We start from the raw sequence: 16362 nt of genomic DNA on the forward strand, positions 1-16362 counted from the left end.
CGTGCCAACACCAACCGCTTATTATTTCCCATTTTTTAATTACCTGAGATATTGAAAAAAGCCTGCCGGCCCTGTGAATTTTCACCACAGGGCTTTATTGTTCTTTTAATTAAAAGTGGATTAGATTTTGTCGAGATTGACTTTAATAATGTAATCCGGTTTTTTGCCCATCTCTTTTTCGCCCTGTTTCACGCTGGCGTAAAGAGTGTGGCCATCTGCTGAAAGCGCAAGGCTATTAGGCAAGGCCGACGTCGTAATGCTAGCTTTTACTTTGTAAGTGTCGCCGTCGACAACGCTTATCAGCTGTGCATTACGGTGAGTGATATAAACTTCGTTGCGGCCACTGTTGTACATCACTGCCAGAGAGTTAATCACCTTAATACGATCAATGATTTTCCCGTCTTTTAGTGAAACCACCAACACATCCGGTAAATCGGGATCGGTAATAAATGCACGCTCTTTTTTATTATCCAGCGCGATATTTAAGAAGAAGTGTTTTTTCTGGGGGTCAACTTTAACACGTGAAATAATTTTATTATCGCTGGCATCAAGCGTAATAAATTCCCCACTGCCGTTTACAGCATAAACTCGCCCTTTATCTTCATCGACAGTCAGCCCGGTTGGATATTCACCCATATTTTCAATGGTCGCAATATGCTGTTGTTTTTGCGTGTCGATAACCCAAATAATACCTTGCTGAGCAACGCCGGAGACATATAAGCGCTGGTGTTTTTTATCGAGCGCCATTTCACGGGTGTGAACGATTTCTTTGGGATTGCTGATATCACTCAGTTGAACCGTTTTAATCTCTTTATCAGTGCGTGTATCGATAAGAGTGACGGACCCTTCAAGGGTGTTACCGATATACAAAATATGGTTTTCTTCATCCAGCACAGTGGCAAATGCGCGTCGCTCAGTAGTGATTTTTCCCGTTGTCTTCAGCGTCTCTGGGTTCAGTTTATAGACAAGACCATCAGTTTTATCTTTATCAAACGAAGGGGCAGAGGCGGCGAACAGAACGTTTTGAGAGGCGTCATATGCCAACTCATACACGCCATTTCCCATAGGGACGGTAAGAAAATCCTTTTCAGGGAGTGGTTTAGCGCTCGCGCTCAGTGAGTTCATCAATAGTGCGATGGTTAAAGCAATGAAGCCCGATTTTTGGTATCCGTACAAAGTATGTCGATTCATTTACTTAGATTCACATTTATTTACGAATGTGAATGATAATGATTTTCAATTGCGTTATCAACAACAGATAAAAAAAAGGCCAGCAATCTATCTTGCTGGCCTTTCATGTATGACGTTTTACAGAACGGCTTTAGCCTGTTTCACTACGTTTGCAACGGTGAAACCAAACTCTTCAAACAGAAGCTCAGCAGGTGCTGACTCACCAAAGGTGGTCATGCCCACAACAGCGCCGTTCAGGCCAACGTATTTGTACCAGTAGTCAGCGATGCTGGCTTCGATAGCAACACGCGCAGCAACTGCTTTCGGCAGCACGGCTTCACGGTACGCTGGATCCTGTTTGTCGAACGCATCGGTAGACGGCATAGAAACCACGCGCGCCTTGATGCCTTCAGCAGTCAGTTGATCCCAGGCTGCAACAGCCAGTTCAACTTCAGAACCGGTTGCAATCAGAATCAGCTCAGGCGTGCCTGCACAATCTTTCAGAACGTATGCGCCACGAGCGATATCCGCCAGTTGCTGTTCAGTACGATCCTGCTGTGCCAGGTTCTGGCGGGAGAAGATCAGCGCGGTCGGGCCGTCGTGACGTTCTACAGCGTATTTCCACGCCACCGCAGATTCAACCTGGTCACATGGGCGCCATGTGCTCATGTTTGGCGTCACGCGCAGGGCAGCAAGCTGCTCTACAGGCTGGTGAGTTGGGCCATCTTCGCCCAGACCGATTGAGTCATGGGTGTAGACCATCACCTGGCGTTGCTTCATCAGAGCTGCCATACGCACCGCGTTGCGTGCATATTCAACAAACATCAGGAAGGTAGAGGTGTACGGCAGGAAACCACCGTGCAGCGCGATACCGTTCGCAATCGCCGTCATACCGAATTCACGTACACCATAATGGATGTAGTTACCGGCCAGATCTTCATTGATTGCTTTAGAGCCAGACCAGATAGTCAGGTTAGAAGGCGCGAGGTCAGCGGAGCCGCCGAGGAATTCAGGCAGCAGGTGGCCGAATGCTTCGATGGTGTTCTGAGACGCTTTACGGCTGGCGATTTTTGCTGGGTTAGCCTGCAGGTTCTTGATGAACTCCTGCGCTTTAGCTGCGAAATCAGCAGGCATGTCGCCTTTCATACGACGGGTAAATTCAGCAGCTTCTTGCGGGAAGGCTTTAGCATATGCGGCGAACTTCTCGTTCCATGCTGCTTCTTTCGCCTGGCCTGCTTCTTTTGCATCCCACTGAGCATAGATCTCAGAAGGGATTTCGAATGGCGCATGTTTCCAGCCCAGCGCTTCGCGGGTCAGTGCGATTTCCGCGTCACCCAAAGGTGCGCCGTGGGAATCGTGCGTACCGGCTTTGTTTGGCGAACCGAAACCGATGATGGTTTTGCACATCAGCAATGAAGGTTTGTCAGTAACCGCTTTAGCTTCTTCAACAGCGCGTTTGATTGCGTCTGCATCGTGACCGTCAACGCCGCGCACTACATGCCAGCCGTAAGCTTCAAAGCGTTTTGCGGTATCGTCGGTGAACCAGCCTTCAACGTGGCCGTCGATAGAGATACCGTTGTCATCATAGAAGGCAACCAGTTTACCCAGACCCAGCGTACCCGCCAGAGAGCAAACTTCATGGGAGATACCTTCCATCATGCAGCCATCACCCATAAAGGTGTAGGTGAAGTGGTCAACGATGTCGTGACCTGGACGGTTGAACTGTGCTGCCATGGTGCGTTCAGCAATTGCCATACCCACTGCGTTCGCAACACCCTGGCCCAGCGGGCCAGTTGTGGTTTCAACACCAGCGGTGTAGCCCACTTCCGGGTGACCCGGAGTTTTGGAATGCAGCTGACGGAAGTTTTTCAGTTCTTCAATCGGCAGGTCATAACCTGTGAGGTGCAGCAAGCTATAGATCAGCATTGAGCCGTGGCCGTTAGACAGCACGAAGCGGTCACGGTCAGCCCATGCAGGGTTCTGCGGGTTATGGTTCAGGAAATCGCGCCACAGGACTTCGGCAATGTCGGCCATACCCATAGGGGCGCCCGGGTGACCGGATTTGGCTTTTTGTACTGCGTCCATGCTGAGTGCACGAATAGCATTGGCAAGCTCTTTACGAGAGGACATTTTGACTCCAGATCGGATGGTTGAAGGTCAGGCCTTGACTACTATGCGTTATGGGCTACGCCCAAAAAATTGCCATCAATGTACCGCAAGCGATGTGCCATGTACATGGAGCATCCTTTTGTCTGGTTAAGAAATCTCTGGAACCTGCTCGCATGTTGCGCAAGTTGCTGCGCGAGTTTGGCTAACTTCTTTATACTGAAGCGACTAGCCAATGGTTTGTGGCTAAATCACCTCTGAGCAGTTATCACTAATTAAGGATATTGGCATGAAATTGCGCCCAATTTTATTAAGCCTGAGCGTTGCTGCCCTACTGAGCGGCTGCCAGAACATGGACTCTAACGGTCTGCTCGCTTCCGGTGCGGAAGCATTTCAGGCGTACACATTAAGTGATGCGCAGGTGAAAGAGTTGAGTGACAAATCTTGTGCGGAGCTCGACAGCAAAGCCAGCATCGCACCAGCCAGCAGCGAATATGCTAAACGTCTCAGCAAAATTTCCTCAGCCCTGGGCGACAACATCAACGGCATGCCGGTGAACTACAAGGTGTACGTCACCAAAGATGTGAACGCCTTTGCGATGGCTAACGGCTGTATCCGCGTATACAGCGGACTGATGGACATGATGAACGATAACGAAGTCGAAGCAGTTATCGGCCACGAAATGGGTCACGTCGCGCTCGGCCATGTGAAGAAAGGGATGCAGGTTGCGTTGGGTACTAACGCAGCACGCGTAGCAGCAGCATCAGCGGGCGGTGTGATTGGTAGTTTATCGCAGTCACAACTGGGTGATTTGGGTGAGAAGCTCGTGAATGCGCAGTTCTCCCAGCGCCAGGAGTCTGAAGCTGATGACTACTCGTATGATTTGTTGAGGAAACGTGGAATCAACCCAATTGGCCTGGCAACCAGTTTTGAGAAGTTAGCGAAAGCAGAAGAAGGCCGCCAAAGCTCAATGCTTGATGACCACCCCGCTTCAGCCGAACGTGCGCAACATATTCGCGACCGTATGGCGGCGGATGGTTTGAAGTAATTTCAGTCAACTAATAAGCACTTCAGGCGTTATTGTCGCAGACAGTTTGAACCCGGACCGCGCGCAGCCACCGGAGCGTACACTCAGTACGTGAGGATGGCGAGCACTGCCCGGGTTCAAAATGGCAAGTAAAATAGCCTGATTACTCGCCTTTCTTGGCAGCCTGGATATACAACATTTCTAACGCCAACGTTGCGCCAGCCAGTGCGGTGATTTCGGACTGATCGTAAGCCGGAGACACTTCCACAACGTCCATACCCACGATGTTCAGGTCTTTCAAACCACGGACCAGTTTCAGCGCGCGGTCAGTCGTCAAACCACCGATAACCGGAGTACCAGTACCTGGTGCGAAAGCCGGGTCGATACAGTCGATATCAAAGGTCAGATAAACCGGCATATCGCCAACAATCTGCTTAACCTGAGCCAGCACGTCGTCAACAGTGCGGTCGTTAACCTGGCCGGCATCCAGCACGGTGAAACCGTTGTCTTTATCGAACTCAGTACGAATACCAATTTGCACAGAGTGGTTCGGGTCGATCAAACCTTCTTTAGGTGCGGTGTAGAACATGGTGCCGTGGTCGAACTCGCAACCATTCGCATAGGTATCGGTGTGCGCATCGAAATGTACCAGCGCCATTTTACCGAAGTGCTTCGCGTGGGCACGCAATAGCGGCAAAGTCACAAAGTGGTCACCACCGAAAGAGAGCATTCGCTTGCCGGCAGCCAGCAGTTTTTCTGCGTGAGCTTGCAGACGTTCGCTCATGTCACGCGCATCACCGAAGGCGTAAACCAGGTCGCCACAGTCCACAACATTCAAGCGCTCGCGCACGTCGAAATTCCACGGGAAGCGGTTACCTTCCCATGCCAGGTTGGTAGACACCTGACGGATTGCCGCAGGGCCATGGCGTCCACCTGCACGGCCAGACGTTGCCGCATCAAAAGGAACGCCAGTGATAACCCAATCAGCATCGCTGTCGTATGGCATAAAGTTCAGCGGAAAACGTAAAAAACCGAAGGCATTGGATACCAGGGAATTGTCGTACTGATGGCCTAAGGTGCTCATGGTTTGACCTCACGATGATGGTAATGATTAGCAAAAAAAAGTCCCCTCCGCGTCGTTAAACCCGACGAGGAAGGGACTGTATTCATTCAGACTGCTTGTTGGCGCGGATTATCGCCGAATGTAGCCTTATTTGTATACTCATTACTCTAGTAATTCGCGTTGCAGGTAGGCGGTAAGTGAGTGCAGCCAACACCCCTGCGACTCGAAGTACGCCGAGTAATTTACTCGTCTTCTAAGTAAGTATAGCCATACAACCCAGCCTCAAACTCTTCGAGGAACTGCTGCTGTAATGCCGCATCCAGATCGGTCTGTTTAACCTGATCGCGGAAATGCTTCAGCAAAGTTTTCGGATCAAGCTGAACATATTCCAGCATGTCAGCAACGGTATCGCCTTCATCAGAAAGCTCCACTTCTACGCTGCCGTCAGGGAAGACAAACACGTCAACCGCTTCGGTATCGCCAAACAGGTTGTGCATGTTGCCCAGAATTTCCTGGTATGCGCCAACCATGAAGAAGCCCAACAGCGGTGGATTTTCTGCATCGTATTCTGGCATCGGCATGGTCGTCGCAATACCGTCACCGTCGATGTAGTGATCGATAGCACCGTCTGAGTCACAAGTGATATCCAGCAGTACCGCGCGGCGCTCAGGAACCTGGTTCAGCCCTTCAAGCGGTAACACCGGGAACAGCTGGTCGATGCCCCACGCATCCGGCATCGACTGGAACAGCGAGAAGTTGACGTAAATCTTATCCGCCATACGCTCTTGCAGTTCATCGATGATTGGGCGGTGCGCACGGTTACTTGGGTCGAGCAGACGCTGAATTTCATGGCACATGCTCAGATAAAGCTGCTCCGCCCAGGCACGTTCTTGCAAGGAGAAACTCCCCGCTGAGTAACCAGTATGGATATCATGCAGATCATTCTGGCTATCGTGCAGCCATTCACGCAGCGAGCGACGGTTGTTCGGCTCATGCATTTCGCCCCAGGTTTCCCACATGCTTTGCAGCGCACGGGACGCATCTGCAGCCGGAGCCGTTGGCGTGGTGTATTCGTTACGCTCAACACCGATGATGTTAGACACCAGAACGGTGTGGTGCGCGGTCACAGCACGGCCAGATTCGGTGATAACCGTTGGGTGCGGCAGGCCGTTTTCTTCACACGCGTCGCCAATCGCCCAAATGATGTTGTTCGCATATTCGTTCAGGCCATAGTTGACCGAACAATCGGACTGAGAACGCGTGCCTTCATAGTCCACGCCCAGACCGCCGCCGACATCGAAGCATTCGATGTTGACGCCCATCTTGTGCAGTTCAACGTAGAAACGGGCAGATTCACGCACGCCAGTGGCGATATCGCGAATGTTTGCCATTTGCGAGCCGAGGTGGAAGTGCAGCAATTGCAGGCTGTCGATACGTCCGGCTTCACGCAACATTTCAACCAGTTGCAGAACCTGCGTTGCTGCCAGGCCAAATTTGGATTTCTCACCACCAGAAGACTGCCATTTGCCGGAGCCTTGTGACGCCAGACGCGCACGCACGCCAAGACGTGGCACTACATTCAGGCGCTCTGCTTCTTCCAGTACGATGCGGATTTCTGACATCTTCTCGATGACCAGATAAACCTTGTGGCCCATCTTCTCGCCGATCAACGCCAGGCGGATGTATTCACGGTCTTTATAGCCGTTACACACAATAACTGAACGCGTCATACCGGCATGGGCCAGAACCGCCATCAGTTCCGCTTTAGAACCCGCTTCCAGGCCCAGAGGTTCACCGGAATGAATCAGTGATTCAATTACGCGACGGTGCTGGTTCACTTTGATTGGATAAACGAGGAAATAGTCGCCGTTGTAGCCATAGGATTCACGAGCACGTTTGAACGCTGCATTTATAGAACGCAGGCGGTGCTGCAAAATCTGCGGGAAGCAGAACAGTGCAGGTAAACGCTGCCCCTGTGCTTCACGGGCTTTTACGAGTTCAGCGAGATCAACACGCGCTTCCGGGACATCCGGGTCCGGGCAAACGGTAATGTGGCCGAGTTCGTTGACGTCGTAATAGTTATTGCCCCACCAGGCAATGTTGTAAGTACGCAGCATCTTGCTGGCTTCCTGGGAACTCATGGCAACCTCCTGCATGGAGCGGTGTACATCCTGCTCGCCCACTGACGAACCCGAAACAGAAGAGATTTTGTCAGACATGGCGAACCTCAAATTTAAACGAATGTGCAAAACAGTTGACTACTATCGCAGGGGTATCCCGCAATAACAACCCATTAACAGCGCGTAAAAGCAGCATAAGACGCTGACAGACTAACTGTGCGACCGGTTTCTTTTTCATATCATAGTAAAACACGTAACCGAACTCCGTTGCGCGGAGCGGCGAAACCACGAGAATACTCTTATCGATGACAAGAGAGCCCAAGTTCTGAATTTCGAGGGTTTAAAAACCGGCCCGAGAATCCATCGATGCGCCAAGATGGGAATAACATCGGAAGGAATGCAGCTGTAGCAAAGAATTGCTGGATGCGAGGAGCATATGCACGACCTGGACGGTCGCCAGAGTTTGCGAATTAAAGCGGTTTTTCAATCGTATCACCTCCACGCATACGGTTTGGGTATGCGACAAGCCAAAGCTCAGAAATTTGCTCAACCCGGCTGGAAGTGGGCAACACAAAAACTGTGTGCTTGTTGAATGAGCCGCGCGCGCCGCTTTATACCGATAACAGACGCAAATTGCAAAGTAAAAATCCCTGGATTGCGGCACTGTCAGTAAAATTTGCCACCCGAGATTATTTGCGCAGACTTGCAGGCGTAAAAATCACTGGTAATCTGATTAATGGATAACCTAGAATAGACGTCCAGATGTTAATCCATCTATACCGATTAACTGTTAGACTGCCTGAAATGAAACCTGTGGTGAAAACTCAAGTTACCAGTACATCGCACTGGTTCGAGCGCCGATAAACAGCAGTCTGCACTAACCTAATTCTCTTAGGGTGAATAAAACATGGCCAAACACCTCTTTACGTCCGAGTCTGTATCAGAAGGGCATCCCGATAAAATCGCTGACCAAATCTCCGATGCGGTGCTTGATGCGATCCTGGAACAGGATCCAAAAGCGCGCGTAGCTTGCGAAACTTACGTGAAAACCGGCATGGTTCTGGTTGGCGGTGAAATCACCACCAGCGCCTGGGTTGATATCGAAGAGATCACTCGTCAAACGATTCGTGAAATCGGCTACGTGCATTCTGATATGGGCTTTGATGCCAACTCTTGCGCAGTGCTGAGCGCTATCGGTAAGCAGTCCCCGGATATCAATCAGGGCGTTGACCGTACTGACCCGCTGGAGCAAGGTGCAGGCGACCAGGGCCTGATGTTTGGTTATGCGACCAACGAAACCGACGTGCTGATGCCAGCGCCAATCACTTACGCACACCGTCTGGTTCAACGCCAGGCTGAAGTTCGTAAGAATGGCTCACTGCCATGGTTGCGTCCGGATGCAAAAAGCCAGATCACCTTCCAGTATGACGACGGTAAAATCGTTGGCATCGATGCGGTTGTGTTGTCTACTCAGCATTCAGAAGATGTTGCGCTTAAAACGCTGCAAGAAGCTGTGATGGAAGAGATCATCAAGCCAGTTCTGCCAGCAGAATGGTTGAATGCTTCCACTAAATACCACATCAACCCAACAGGCCGTTTTGTTATCGGTGGCCCAATGGGTGACTGCGGTCTGACCGGTCGTAAAATTATCGTTGATACCTACGGCGGCATGGCTCGTCACGGCGGCGGTGCATTCTCTGGTAAAGATCCATCTAAAGTGGACCGTTCTGCAGCGTATGCGGCACGTTATGTGGCGAAAAACATCGTTGCTGCTGGCCTTGCTGACCGCTGTGAAATCCAGGTTTCTTACGCAATCGGCGTTGCTGAGCCAACTTCCATCATGGTTGAAACCTTCGGTACTGAGAAAATCTCTACCGAGCAATTGACCCTGCTGGTACGTGAGTTCTTCGACCTGCGTCCGTACGGCCTGATTCAGATGCTGGATCTGCTGCACCCAATCTACAAAGAAACCGCAGCATACGGTCACTTTGGTCGTGAGCATTTCCCTTGGGAAAAAACCGACAAAGCAGAATTGCTGCGTGATGCTGCTGGCCTGAAATAACTCCTCGCCAATTCACCATCAAACTTTAAAGGCCAGCGCTTCGCTGGCCTTTTTCATTTTTCACTCCCCTTCAGTACTTAAACCCTCTTCCCGCAAAATCTCTCGTAACAAACAACACCAGTGGAAACGGTTACATTGTCGTTAACAAGGCATTAATTAAGACAGTTCTGCATGACAACATTTTGTTGCTGCGCTAGTTACAAAACATTTCAGATTAGTCTTGCATGGAAAATTTTGGTTTTATTTTCTACACTCAATTCACTGTTTTAATTAAATAAATTATACATACAGTTCTTGACACTAGTGTAACCGATTACACTAACGTGAGTTGAATCACACAATTTTACGTCGCGTTAACCTAACCTTAATAGCGAGATATCCCCCAAATTATTCAACTGGAGAGCACTATGCCTGAAATAAAAAAACAAGGGCGCTCGAACAAAAGCATGACCTTTTTTGTCTGTTTTCTTGCAGCCCTGGCCGGTTTGTTATTTGGCCTCGATATCGGTGTGATTGCCGGTGCGTTACCGTTTATCGCTAAAGATTTCCAGATAACTGCGCACCAGCAAGAGTGGGTTGTGAGTTCGATGATGTTTGGTGCCGCTGTCGGTGCCGTTGGCAGTGGTTGGCTCTCCTTCCGCATCGGGCGTAAATACAGCCTGATGATTGGCGCAGTACTTTTCGTTGCAGGTTCACTGTGCTCGGCTTTTGCACCGAACACTGAAATTCTGATTCTCTCCCGTGTCTTGCTCGGCCTGGCAGTCGGTGTTGCGTCTTATACCGCCCCGCTTTACCTGTCAGAAATTGCTCCTGAGAAAATCCGTGGCAGCATGATCTCGATGTACCAGTTGATGATTACCATCGGTATTCTTGGCGCTTACCTTTCCGATACAGCTTTCAGCTATAACGGCTCATGGCGCTGGATGCTGGGTGTTATCACCATTCCTGCTTTGATCTTGCTTGTAGGCGTCTTCTTCCTGCCAGACAGCCCACGTTGGTTCGCCGCAAAACGTCGCTTCCATGATGCTGAGCGTGTCCTGATGCGCTTACGTGACACCAGTGCCGAAGCAAAACGCGAACTGGAAGAAATCCGTGAAAGCCTGAAGGTGAAACAAAGCGGCTGGTCATTGTTTAAAGAAAACAGCCACTTCCGTCGTGCCGTGTTCCTGGGTGTTCTGCTTCAGGTGATGCAACAGTTCACCGGTATGAACGTCATCATGTATTACGCACCGAAAATCTTTGAAATCGCCGGTTTCACCAACACTACGCAACAAATGTGGGGCACGGTAATCGTCGGCCTGATTAACGTTCTGGCGACCTTTATTGCCATCGGCCTGGTTGACCGCTGGGGCCGTAAACCCACGCTGGTGCTGGGCTTCATGGTGATGGCAGTGGGTATGGGCGTGCTTGGCACCATGCTGCATATCGGTATTCATTCCCAGGGCGCGCAATACTTCGCTATCGCCATGCTGCTGATGTTTATCGTTGGTTTTGCAATGAGTGCCGGCCCGCTGATTTGGGTACTGTGTTCTGAAATCCAGCCGCTTAAAGGGCGTGATTTTGGTATCACTTGCTCAACCGCCACCAACTGGATTGCGAACATGATTGTCGGTGCAACGTTCCTGACCATGCTTAACACGCTGGGCAATGCGAATACCTTCTGGGTATACGCCGCGTTGAACCTGTTCTTTATTGTTCTCACTGTGTGGCTGGTTCCGGAAACTAAACACGTTTCCCTGGAACACATCGAACGTAACCTGATGAAAGGTCGCCGGTTACGTGAGATTGGTGCTCACAACTAAGCAATAGCCGCCCTTCTCCTTAACGGGAGAAGGGCTTGCACCCTGCACCACCTCGCACTATTCTTTGCCGCTATGAAATCCCCAAGACTCCCCATCGCCATCCAACAAGCCGTTATGCGTTGCCTACGGGAAAAGCTTCAACAGGCAAATCTGCACTTAGGCCGTAACTACCCGGAACCGAAACTGGTATATCAGCAGCGAGGCACTGCTGCGGGCACCGCATGGATGGATAGCTACGAAATCCGCCTCAACCCGGTGTTGTTAATGGAAAACCAGCAAACCTTTATTGATGAGGTGGTGCCGCACGAACTGGCTCATTTGTTGGTGTGGAAACACTTTGGGCGCGCAGCGCCACATGGCAAAGAGTGGAAATGGATGATGGAAACAGTACTTGGTGTTCCTGCCCGCCGGACACATAAGTTTGAAGTGCAATCCGTTCGCAAAAACACCTTCCCGTATCGCTGCCGTTGCCAACAACATCAGTTGACGGTACGCCGTCATAACAAAGTTTTGCGCGGCGAATCAGAATACCGCTGCGTGCAATGTGGCGACCTGTTAAAACCTGACGTTACAACTCCCTGTAATTAAAAATATTATTCATAAAGTTTCCTGATTTAGCTTATTGAATCCCAATAAAGCTTCAAGTACCGTGCGAGCACGTTTTAAAAAGGATTCTGGAAATGTCTCGCAAAATTTCTTTGGCTGTTGCACTTGTTGCAGCCCTCTGCTCTTTCTCTACGTTCAGCGCCGGTATCAATAATTTCTCTCAGGCAAAAGCGGCTGGTGCCAAAGTGAATGCCGACGCGCCAGGTGACTTTTACTGTGGATGTAAAATTAACTGGGAAGGGAAAAAAGGTGTTCCCGATCTAGCGTCATGCGGCTACAAAGTGCGTAAAAATGAAAACCGCGCCTCACGTATCGAATGGGAACATGTTGTTCCAGCCTGGCAATTCGGCCATCAGCGCCAGTGTTGGCAAGATGGTGGCCGTAAAAACTGCGCTAAAGACCCGGAATATCGCAAGATGGAAAGCGATATGCATAACCTGCAACCGGCGGTTGGTGAAGTGAATGCTGACCGTAACAACTTTATGTATAGCCAGTGGAATGGCGGTGAAGGCCAGTATGGACAATGTGCCATGAAAGTGGACTTTAAAGAGAAGATTGCCGAGCCACCAGCGCGAGCCCGTGGCGCCATCGCCCGCACCTACTTCTATATGCGTGACCAATATCAGCTCAACCTTTCTCGCCAGCAAACCCAACTATTTGAGGCGTGGAATAAGCAATATCCAGTCACCACCTGGGAGTGTGAGCGCGACGAACGCATCGCTAAAGTTCAGGGCAATCATAACCCTTATGTGCTGCGGGCTTGCCAGGCACAAAACAGCTAACCTACACTAGCGGGAATTGTTATCACTGTTCCCGCTTTTGGATATTAAAAACCATGCGTATACCCCGCATTCATCACCCTGAACTCCTTTCCGTCGGCCAGGACATAGCACTTTGCGAAGATGCAGCAAACCATGTTGGTCGCGTACTGCGCATGAGTGCAGGCCACGCGTTGCAATTGTTTGACGGCAGCAATCAGATTTTTGAGGCTGAAATTGTTCAGGCCGATAAAAAAAGCGTGCGGGTCAAAGTCCTGAGCGCAAATGTTGATGACCGTGAGTCCCCACTTCATCTACATCTCGGTCAGGTGATGTCGCGCGGTGAAAAGATGGAATTCACTATTCAGAAAGCAGTCGAGCTGGGTGTGAACGTGATTACGCCTTTGTTTTCCGAACGCTGTGGCGTAAAACTGGATGCCGAGCGCCTGAATAAGAAGCTCGGCCAGTGGCAGAAAATTGCTATTGCAGCCTGCGAGCAATGCGGTCGAAATATCGTGCCGGAAGTGCGCCCGGCGATGGATCTTGAAGTGTGGTGTGCTGAAGAAGATGCGAGTCTGAAGCTCAATCTGCATCCTCGTGCCAGCGCCAGTATTAATACATTGCCGCAACCTGTTGAACGTGTGCGCCTGCTAATTGGCCCGGAAGGCGGTTTAACGGCGGATGAAATTGCCATGACCGCACGTCACCAGTTTACTGATATTCTGTTGGGACCTCGCGTTCTGCGTACTGAGACTACCGCGCTCACCGCCATTACCGCGCTGCAAGTGCGTTTTGGCGACCTGGGCTAAAAACTGGTACAAGGCTATCTTTTTTGCCATTCTGGCCTTGGGCAGTGCTCGCATTCTCACGTACTAATGTACGCTGCGAATACTGCGCGCTGTCCGCACCCAGACTGCCCGCAACGATAACGCCCTGTAGCCAGCTTTAATGGAGAAAAACAATGATCAAGCTCGGCATCGTGATGGACCCCATCGCAAACATTAACATCAAGAAAGACTCAAGCTTTGCCATGCTGCTGGAAGCACAGCGCCGTGGTTATGAACTGCATTACATGGAAATGGCCGATCTGTATTTGATCAACGGCGAAGCACACGCACGCACTCGCCTGGTCACTGTCGAGCAGAACTACGATAAATGGTACAAATTTGGTAGTGAGCAAGACATCCAGCTTGCCGATCTCGACATCATATTGATGCGTAAAGATCCTCCGTTTGATACCGAATTTATCTACGCGACGTACATTCTTGAGCGCGCCGAAGAACAAGGCACGTTGATCGTTAACAAACCGCAAAGTCTGCGCGATTGTAACGAAAAGCTGTTCACCGCCTGGTTTGCTGATTTGACGCCAGAAACGCTGGTGACACGCAACAAAGCGCAGCTTAAAGCGTTCTGGCAAAAGCACGGTGACATTATCCTCAAGCCGTTAGATGGCATGGGTGGCGCTTCAATTTTCCGTGTTAAAGAAGGCGACCCTAACATTGGTGTTATCGCGGAAACGCTGACTGAACTCGGCAACCGGTACTGCATGGCGCAAAATTACCTGCCTGCGATTGTCGATGGCGACAAGCGTGTTCTGGTGGTTGATGGCGAACCTGTGCCGTATTGCCTGGCGCGTATTCCACAAGGTGGCGAAACTCGTGGCAACCTGGCAGCAGGTGGCCGTGGCGAACCGCGCCCATTGACCGAAAGCGACTGGGAAATTGCCCGTCGTGTTGGCCCTACTCTTAAAGCGAAAGGGTTGATTTTTGTTGGCCTGGATATCATCGGCGATCGCCTGACTGAGATTAACGTCACCAGTCCAACCTGTATTCGTGAAATCGAAGCTGAATTCCCGGTTTCTATAACTGGCATGTTGTTTGATGCTATCGAGACACGTCTGGCAAAATAGTCCTGTGAGCGGGTTTAGCCCGCTCAGTAGTGATAAACTGACTGCTCGCTTTTTCAACCGGAACCAGAACCTCTGACAATGAATTTACAGCATCACTTTCTAATTGCCATGCCGGCGCTCCAGGACCCATTGTTTAAGCGTGCTGTCGTTTATATTTGCGAATACAACGAAGACGGAGCGATGGGGATAATCATTAATAAACCCCTCGAAAATCTCAAGGTTGACGGTGTCCTGCAAAAACTAAAGATCGACCCGGAGCCACGTGACCCAGCTATTCGCCTTGATAAGCCTGTTTTTATTGGCGGCCCGCTGGCGGAAGACCGTGGTTTTATTTTGCATTCCGCCCCAGACTGTTTCGCCTCCAGTATCCGTATTTCAGATGACACGGTGATCACCACATCTCGCGATGTCCTGGAAACCATCGGCACGGCAAAACAGCCTGCGGATGTGATTGTCGCACTCGGTTATTCCTCGTGGGAAAAAGGCCAACTGGAACAAGAGATTCTGGACAATGCGTGGCTAACAGCTCCGGCAGATGCCTCTATTCTTTTCCACACCCCGATTTCTGAACGCTGGCGTGAAGCCGCAAAATTAATCGGCATTGATATCCATAACATGCCAAGTGAAGCGGGACACGCCTGATGAGCAGTGGAACTTTATTAGCCTTTGATTTCGGTACCAAAAGTATTGGTGTCGCCATCGGCCAACGCATTACCAGGACGGCACGCCCCTTAACTGCACTGAAAGCACAAGACGGCACACCCGACTGGAACGTTATCGAGAAAATCCTCAAAGAGTGGCAACCCGATGAAGTCGTCGTAGGCTTGCCACTGAATATGGATGGCACCGAGCAACCACTCACCGCACGTGCACGTAAATTTGCCAACCGCCTGCATGGCCGCTTTGGCGTAAAAGTCTCTTTGCAGGATGAACGCCTCAGCACCGTGGAAGCACGCGCTGGGTTATTCGAGCACGGCGGTTTCCGCGCCCTCAATAAAGGCAGTATTGACTCTGCATCGGCAGTTATCATTCTTGAAAGCTGGTTTGACTATAATCCTTAGTCTTTTTTGTTGTCAGGCATGTCTGAAGACTCATTAATCAGCTCATGCCTTGCTGCGACCGCCAGAAAATGACTGCGATCCCGGTAACCCGATGATGGCTGTTTTACACGGTTATCAATTCGTTCCAAAAGGGCATCTGGCAGTGAAATATTGATCCGCTGCTGCTTTCCTTCCAGGGCTGACAAATCCACATCCACGAGCAGCCACTGGCTACAATACGCATATTCTGGATTTGCCGCGTAGACGAATGGCCCGGCATCTTTAAGCTGGGTGATATCCATACCGCGCTCAACCATTAGATCAACAATCAACAAAATGGCTTCGCGTACCATTTCTGCGATTTCATCCTGATAATCTGCCGCTGATACACAGCCAAACTCATCATTGCATAACGCCGGCACAACCAGACCGAACGCTTCGTTCTCGTTTGCAGGCATCTCCACGCCAACAGAAAAAAACATAGGTAATCTCCGTGAGTTGGGAATCATATTCCCGCGCGTTTACGAATGGATCTGACAGTACCGATGGGAAGATCTTTCTTTGGATGCGGAACCGGGAAAGTTTTCCCAGTATTTGGCGACCACCATATCCAGTGGCTGCATCCAGAATTTCTGGCGGGTTCGCATCCTGCGGCCTTCAGTTCCTTAATAAGGTCAGAAGAATTCATGGTTTTCTCCT

At 50.4% G+C, this 16362-nt stretch carries 16 protein-coding genes; 9 read left to right on the forward strand and 7 right to left on the reverse strand.

Annotated features, from left to right (window positions below; genetic code table 11):
• Positions 1–120: 120 nt before the first annotated feature.
• Together yncE and tkt are read right to left on the reverse strand one after the other, a co-directional pair.
• Positions 121–1191: a 7-bladed beta-propeller protein YncE gene (gene yncE, locus LVQ76_RS05660; protein ID WP_232864561.1), complete on the reverse strand. Its 1071-nt coding sequence runs from the start codon at positions 1189–1191 to the stop codon at positions 121–123.
• 117 nt (positions 1192–1308) lie between these two features.
• A complete protein-coding gene (gene tkt, locus LVQ76_RS05665) occupies positions 1309–3300 on the reverse strand; it encodes a transketolase (protein WP_232864562.1) in 1992 nt (663 codons plus the stop codon).
• Between the two features lie 265 nt (positions 3301–3565).
• Here tkt and loiP point away from each other — a divergent pair, with 265 nt between their 5' ends.
• Entirely contained in the window at positions 3566–4324 is a 759-nt protein-coding gene (loiP, locus tag LVQ76_RS05670) for a metalloprotease LoiP (RefSeq protein WP_034457774.1), read from the forward strand.
• 142 nt (positions 4325–4466) lie between these two features.
• Here the strand turns inward: loiP and speB are convergent, their stop codons facing one another.
• The 3 genes from speB to yqgB all read right to left on the reverse strand — a co-directional run bounded on the left by speB (position 4467) and on the right by yqgB (position 7724).
• Complete coding sequence (gene speB / locus LVQ76_RS05675) at positions 4467–5387, reverse strand: agmatinase (RefSeq protein ID WP_034457777.1); 921 nt, start codon at positions 5385–5387, stop codon at positions 4467–4469.
• A gap of 221 nt (positions 5388–5608) precedes the next feature.
• Positions 5609–7585: a biosynthetic arginine decarboxylase gene (speA, locus tag LVQ76_RS05680; RefSeq protein WP_151993158.1), complete on the reverse strand. Its 1977-nt coding sequence runs from the start codon at positions 7583–7585 to the stop codon at positions 5609–5611.
• Positions 7578–7724, reverse strand: coding sequence for an acid stress response protein YqgB (gene yqgB, locus LVQ76_RS05685; RefSeq protein WP_147295624.1), 147 nt, complete (start codon positions 7722–7724; stop codon positions 7578–7580). The genes speA and yqgB overlap by 8 nt, the downstream gene beginning before the upstream one ends.
• A gap of 669 nt (positions 7725–8393) precedes the next feature.
• Here yqgB and metK point away from each other — a divergent pair.
• The 8 genes from metK to ruvX all read left to right on the forward strand — a co-directional run bounded on the left by metK (position 8394) and on the right by ruvX (position 15684).
• Complete coding sequence (gene metK, locus LVQ76_RS05690; protein ID WP_034457781.1) at positions 8394–9548, forward strand: methionine adenosyltransferase; 1155 nt, start codon at positions 8394–8396, stop codon at positions 9546–9548.
• 407 nt (positions 9549–9955) lie between these two features.
• Positions 9956–11350: a sugar porter family MFS transporter gene (locus LVQ76_RS05695; protein WP_232921195.1), complete on the forward strand. Its 1395-nt coding sequence runs from the start codon at positions 9956–9958 to the stop codon at positions 11348–11350.
• Positions 11351–11422: 72 nt separating this feature from the next.
• On the forward strand, positions 11423–11938 hold the full coding sequence (locus LVQ76_RS05700) for a SprT family zinc-dependent metalloprotease (RefSeq protein WP_232921196.1): 516 nt from the start codon (positions 11423–11425) through the stop codon (positions 11936–11938).
• Between the two features lie 92 nt (positions 11939–12030).
• On the forward strand, positions 12031–12738 hold the full coding sequence (endA, locus tag LVQ76_RS05705; RefSeq protein WP_232904558.1) for a deoxyribonuclease I: 708 nt from the start codon (positions 12031–12033) through the stop codon (positions 12736–12738).
• 53 nt (positions 12739–12791) lie between these two features.
• Positions 12792–13523 (forward strand): 16S rRNA (uracil(1498)-N(3))-methyltransferase, encoded by a 732-nt coding sequence (gene rsmE, locus LVQ76_RS05710; RefSeq protein ID WP_151993154.1) that lies wholly within the window; start codon positions 12792–12794, stop codon positions 13521–13523.
• 152 nt (positions 13524–13675) lie between these two features.
• On the forward strand, positions 13676–14623 hold the full coding sequence (gene gshB, locus LVQ76_RS05715; protein ID WP_232921197.1) for a glutathione synthase: 948 nt from the start codon (positions 13676–13678) through the stop codon (positions 14621–14623).
• Positions 14624–14701: 78 nt separating this feature from the next.
• On the forward strand, positions 14702–15265 hold the full coding sequence (locus LVQ76_RS05720; RefSeq protein WP_151993152.1) for a YqgE/AlgH family protein: 564 nt from the start codon (positions 14702–14704) through the stop codon (positions 15263–15265).
• Positions 15265–15684, forward strand: a complete 420-nt coding sequence (gene ruvX / locus LVQ76_RS05725) for a Holliday junction resolvase RuvX (RefSeq protein WP_034457792.1) — start codon at positions 15265–15267, stop codon at positions 15682–15684. The genes LVQ76_RS05720 and ruvX overlap by 1 nt, the downstream gene beginning before the upstream one ends.
• Here the strand turns inward: ruvX and LVQ76_RS05730 are convergent.
• Together LVQ76_RS05730 and LVQ76_RS05735 are read right to left on the reverse strand one after the other, a co-directional pair.
• On the reverse strand, positions 15681–16145 hold the full coding sequence (locus LVQ76_RS05730) for a type II toxin-antitoxin system HicB family antitoxin (protein WP_232864566.1): 465 nt from the start codon (positions 16143–16145) through the stop codon (positions 15681–15683). The two genes, ruvX and LVQ76_RS05730, sit on opposite strands and share 4 nt — an antisense overlap.
• A 23-nt stretch (positions 16146–16168) precedes the next feature.
• Positions 16169–16351 (reverse strand): type II toxin-antitoxin system HicA family toxin, encoded by a 183-nt coding sequence (locus LVQ76_RS05735; protein WP_232921198.1) that lies wholly within the window; start codon positions 16349–16351, stop codon positions 16169–16171.
• Positions 16352–16362 lie beyond the last annotated feature (11 nt).

It is taken from the genome of Buttiauxella cochleicola (assembly GCF_021283185.1).
Taxonomy (GTDB): Bacteria; Pseudomonadota; Gammaproteobacteria; order Enterobacterales; family Enterobacteriaceae; genus Buttiauxella; species Buttiauxella massiliensis.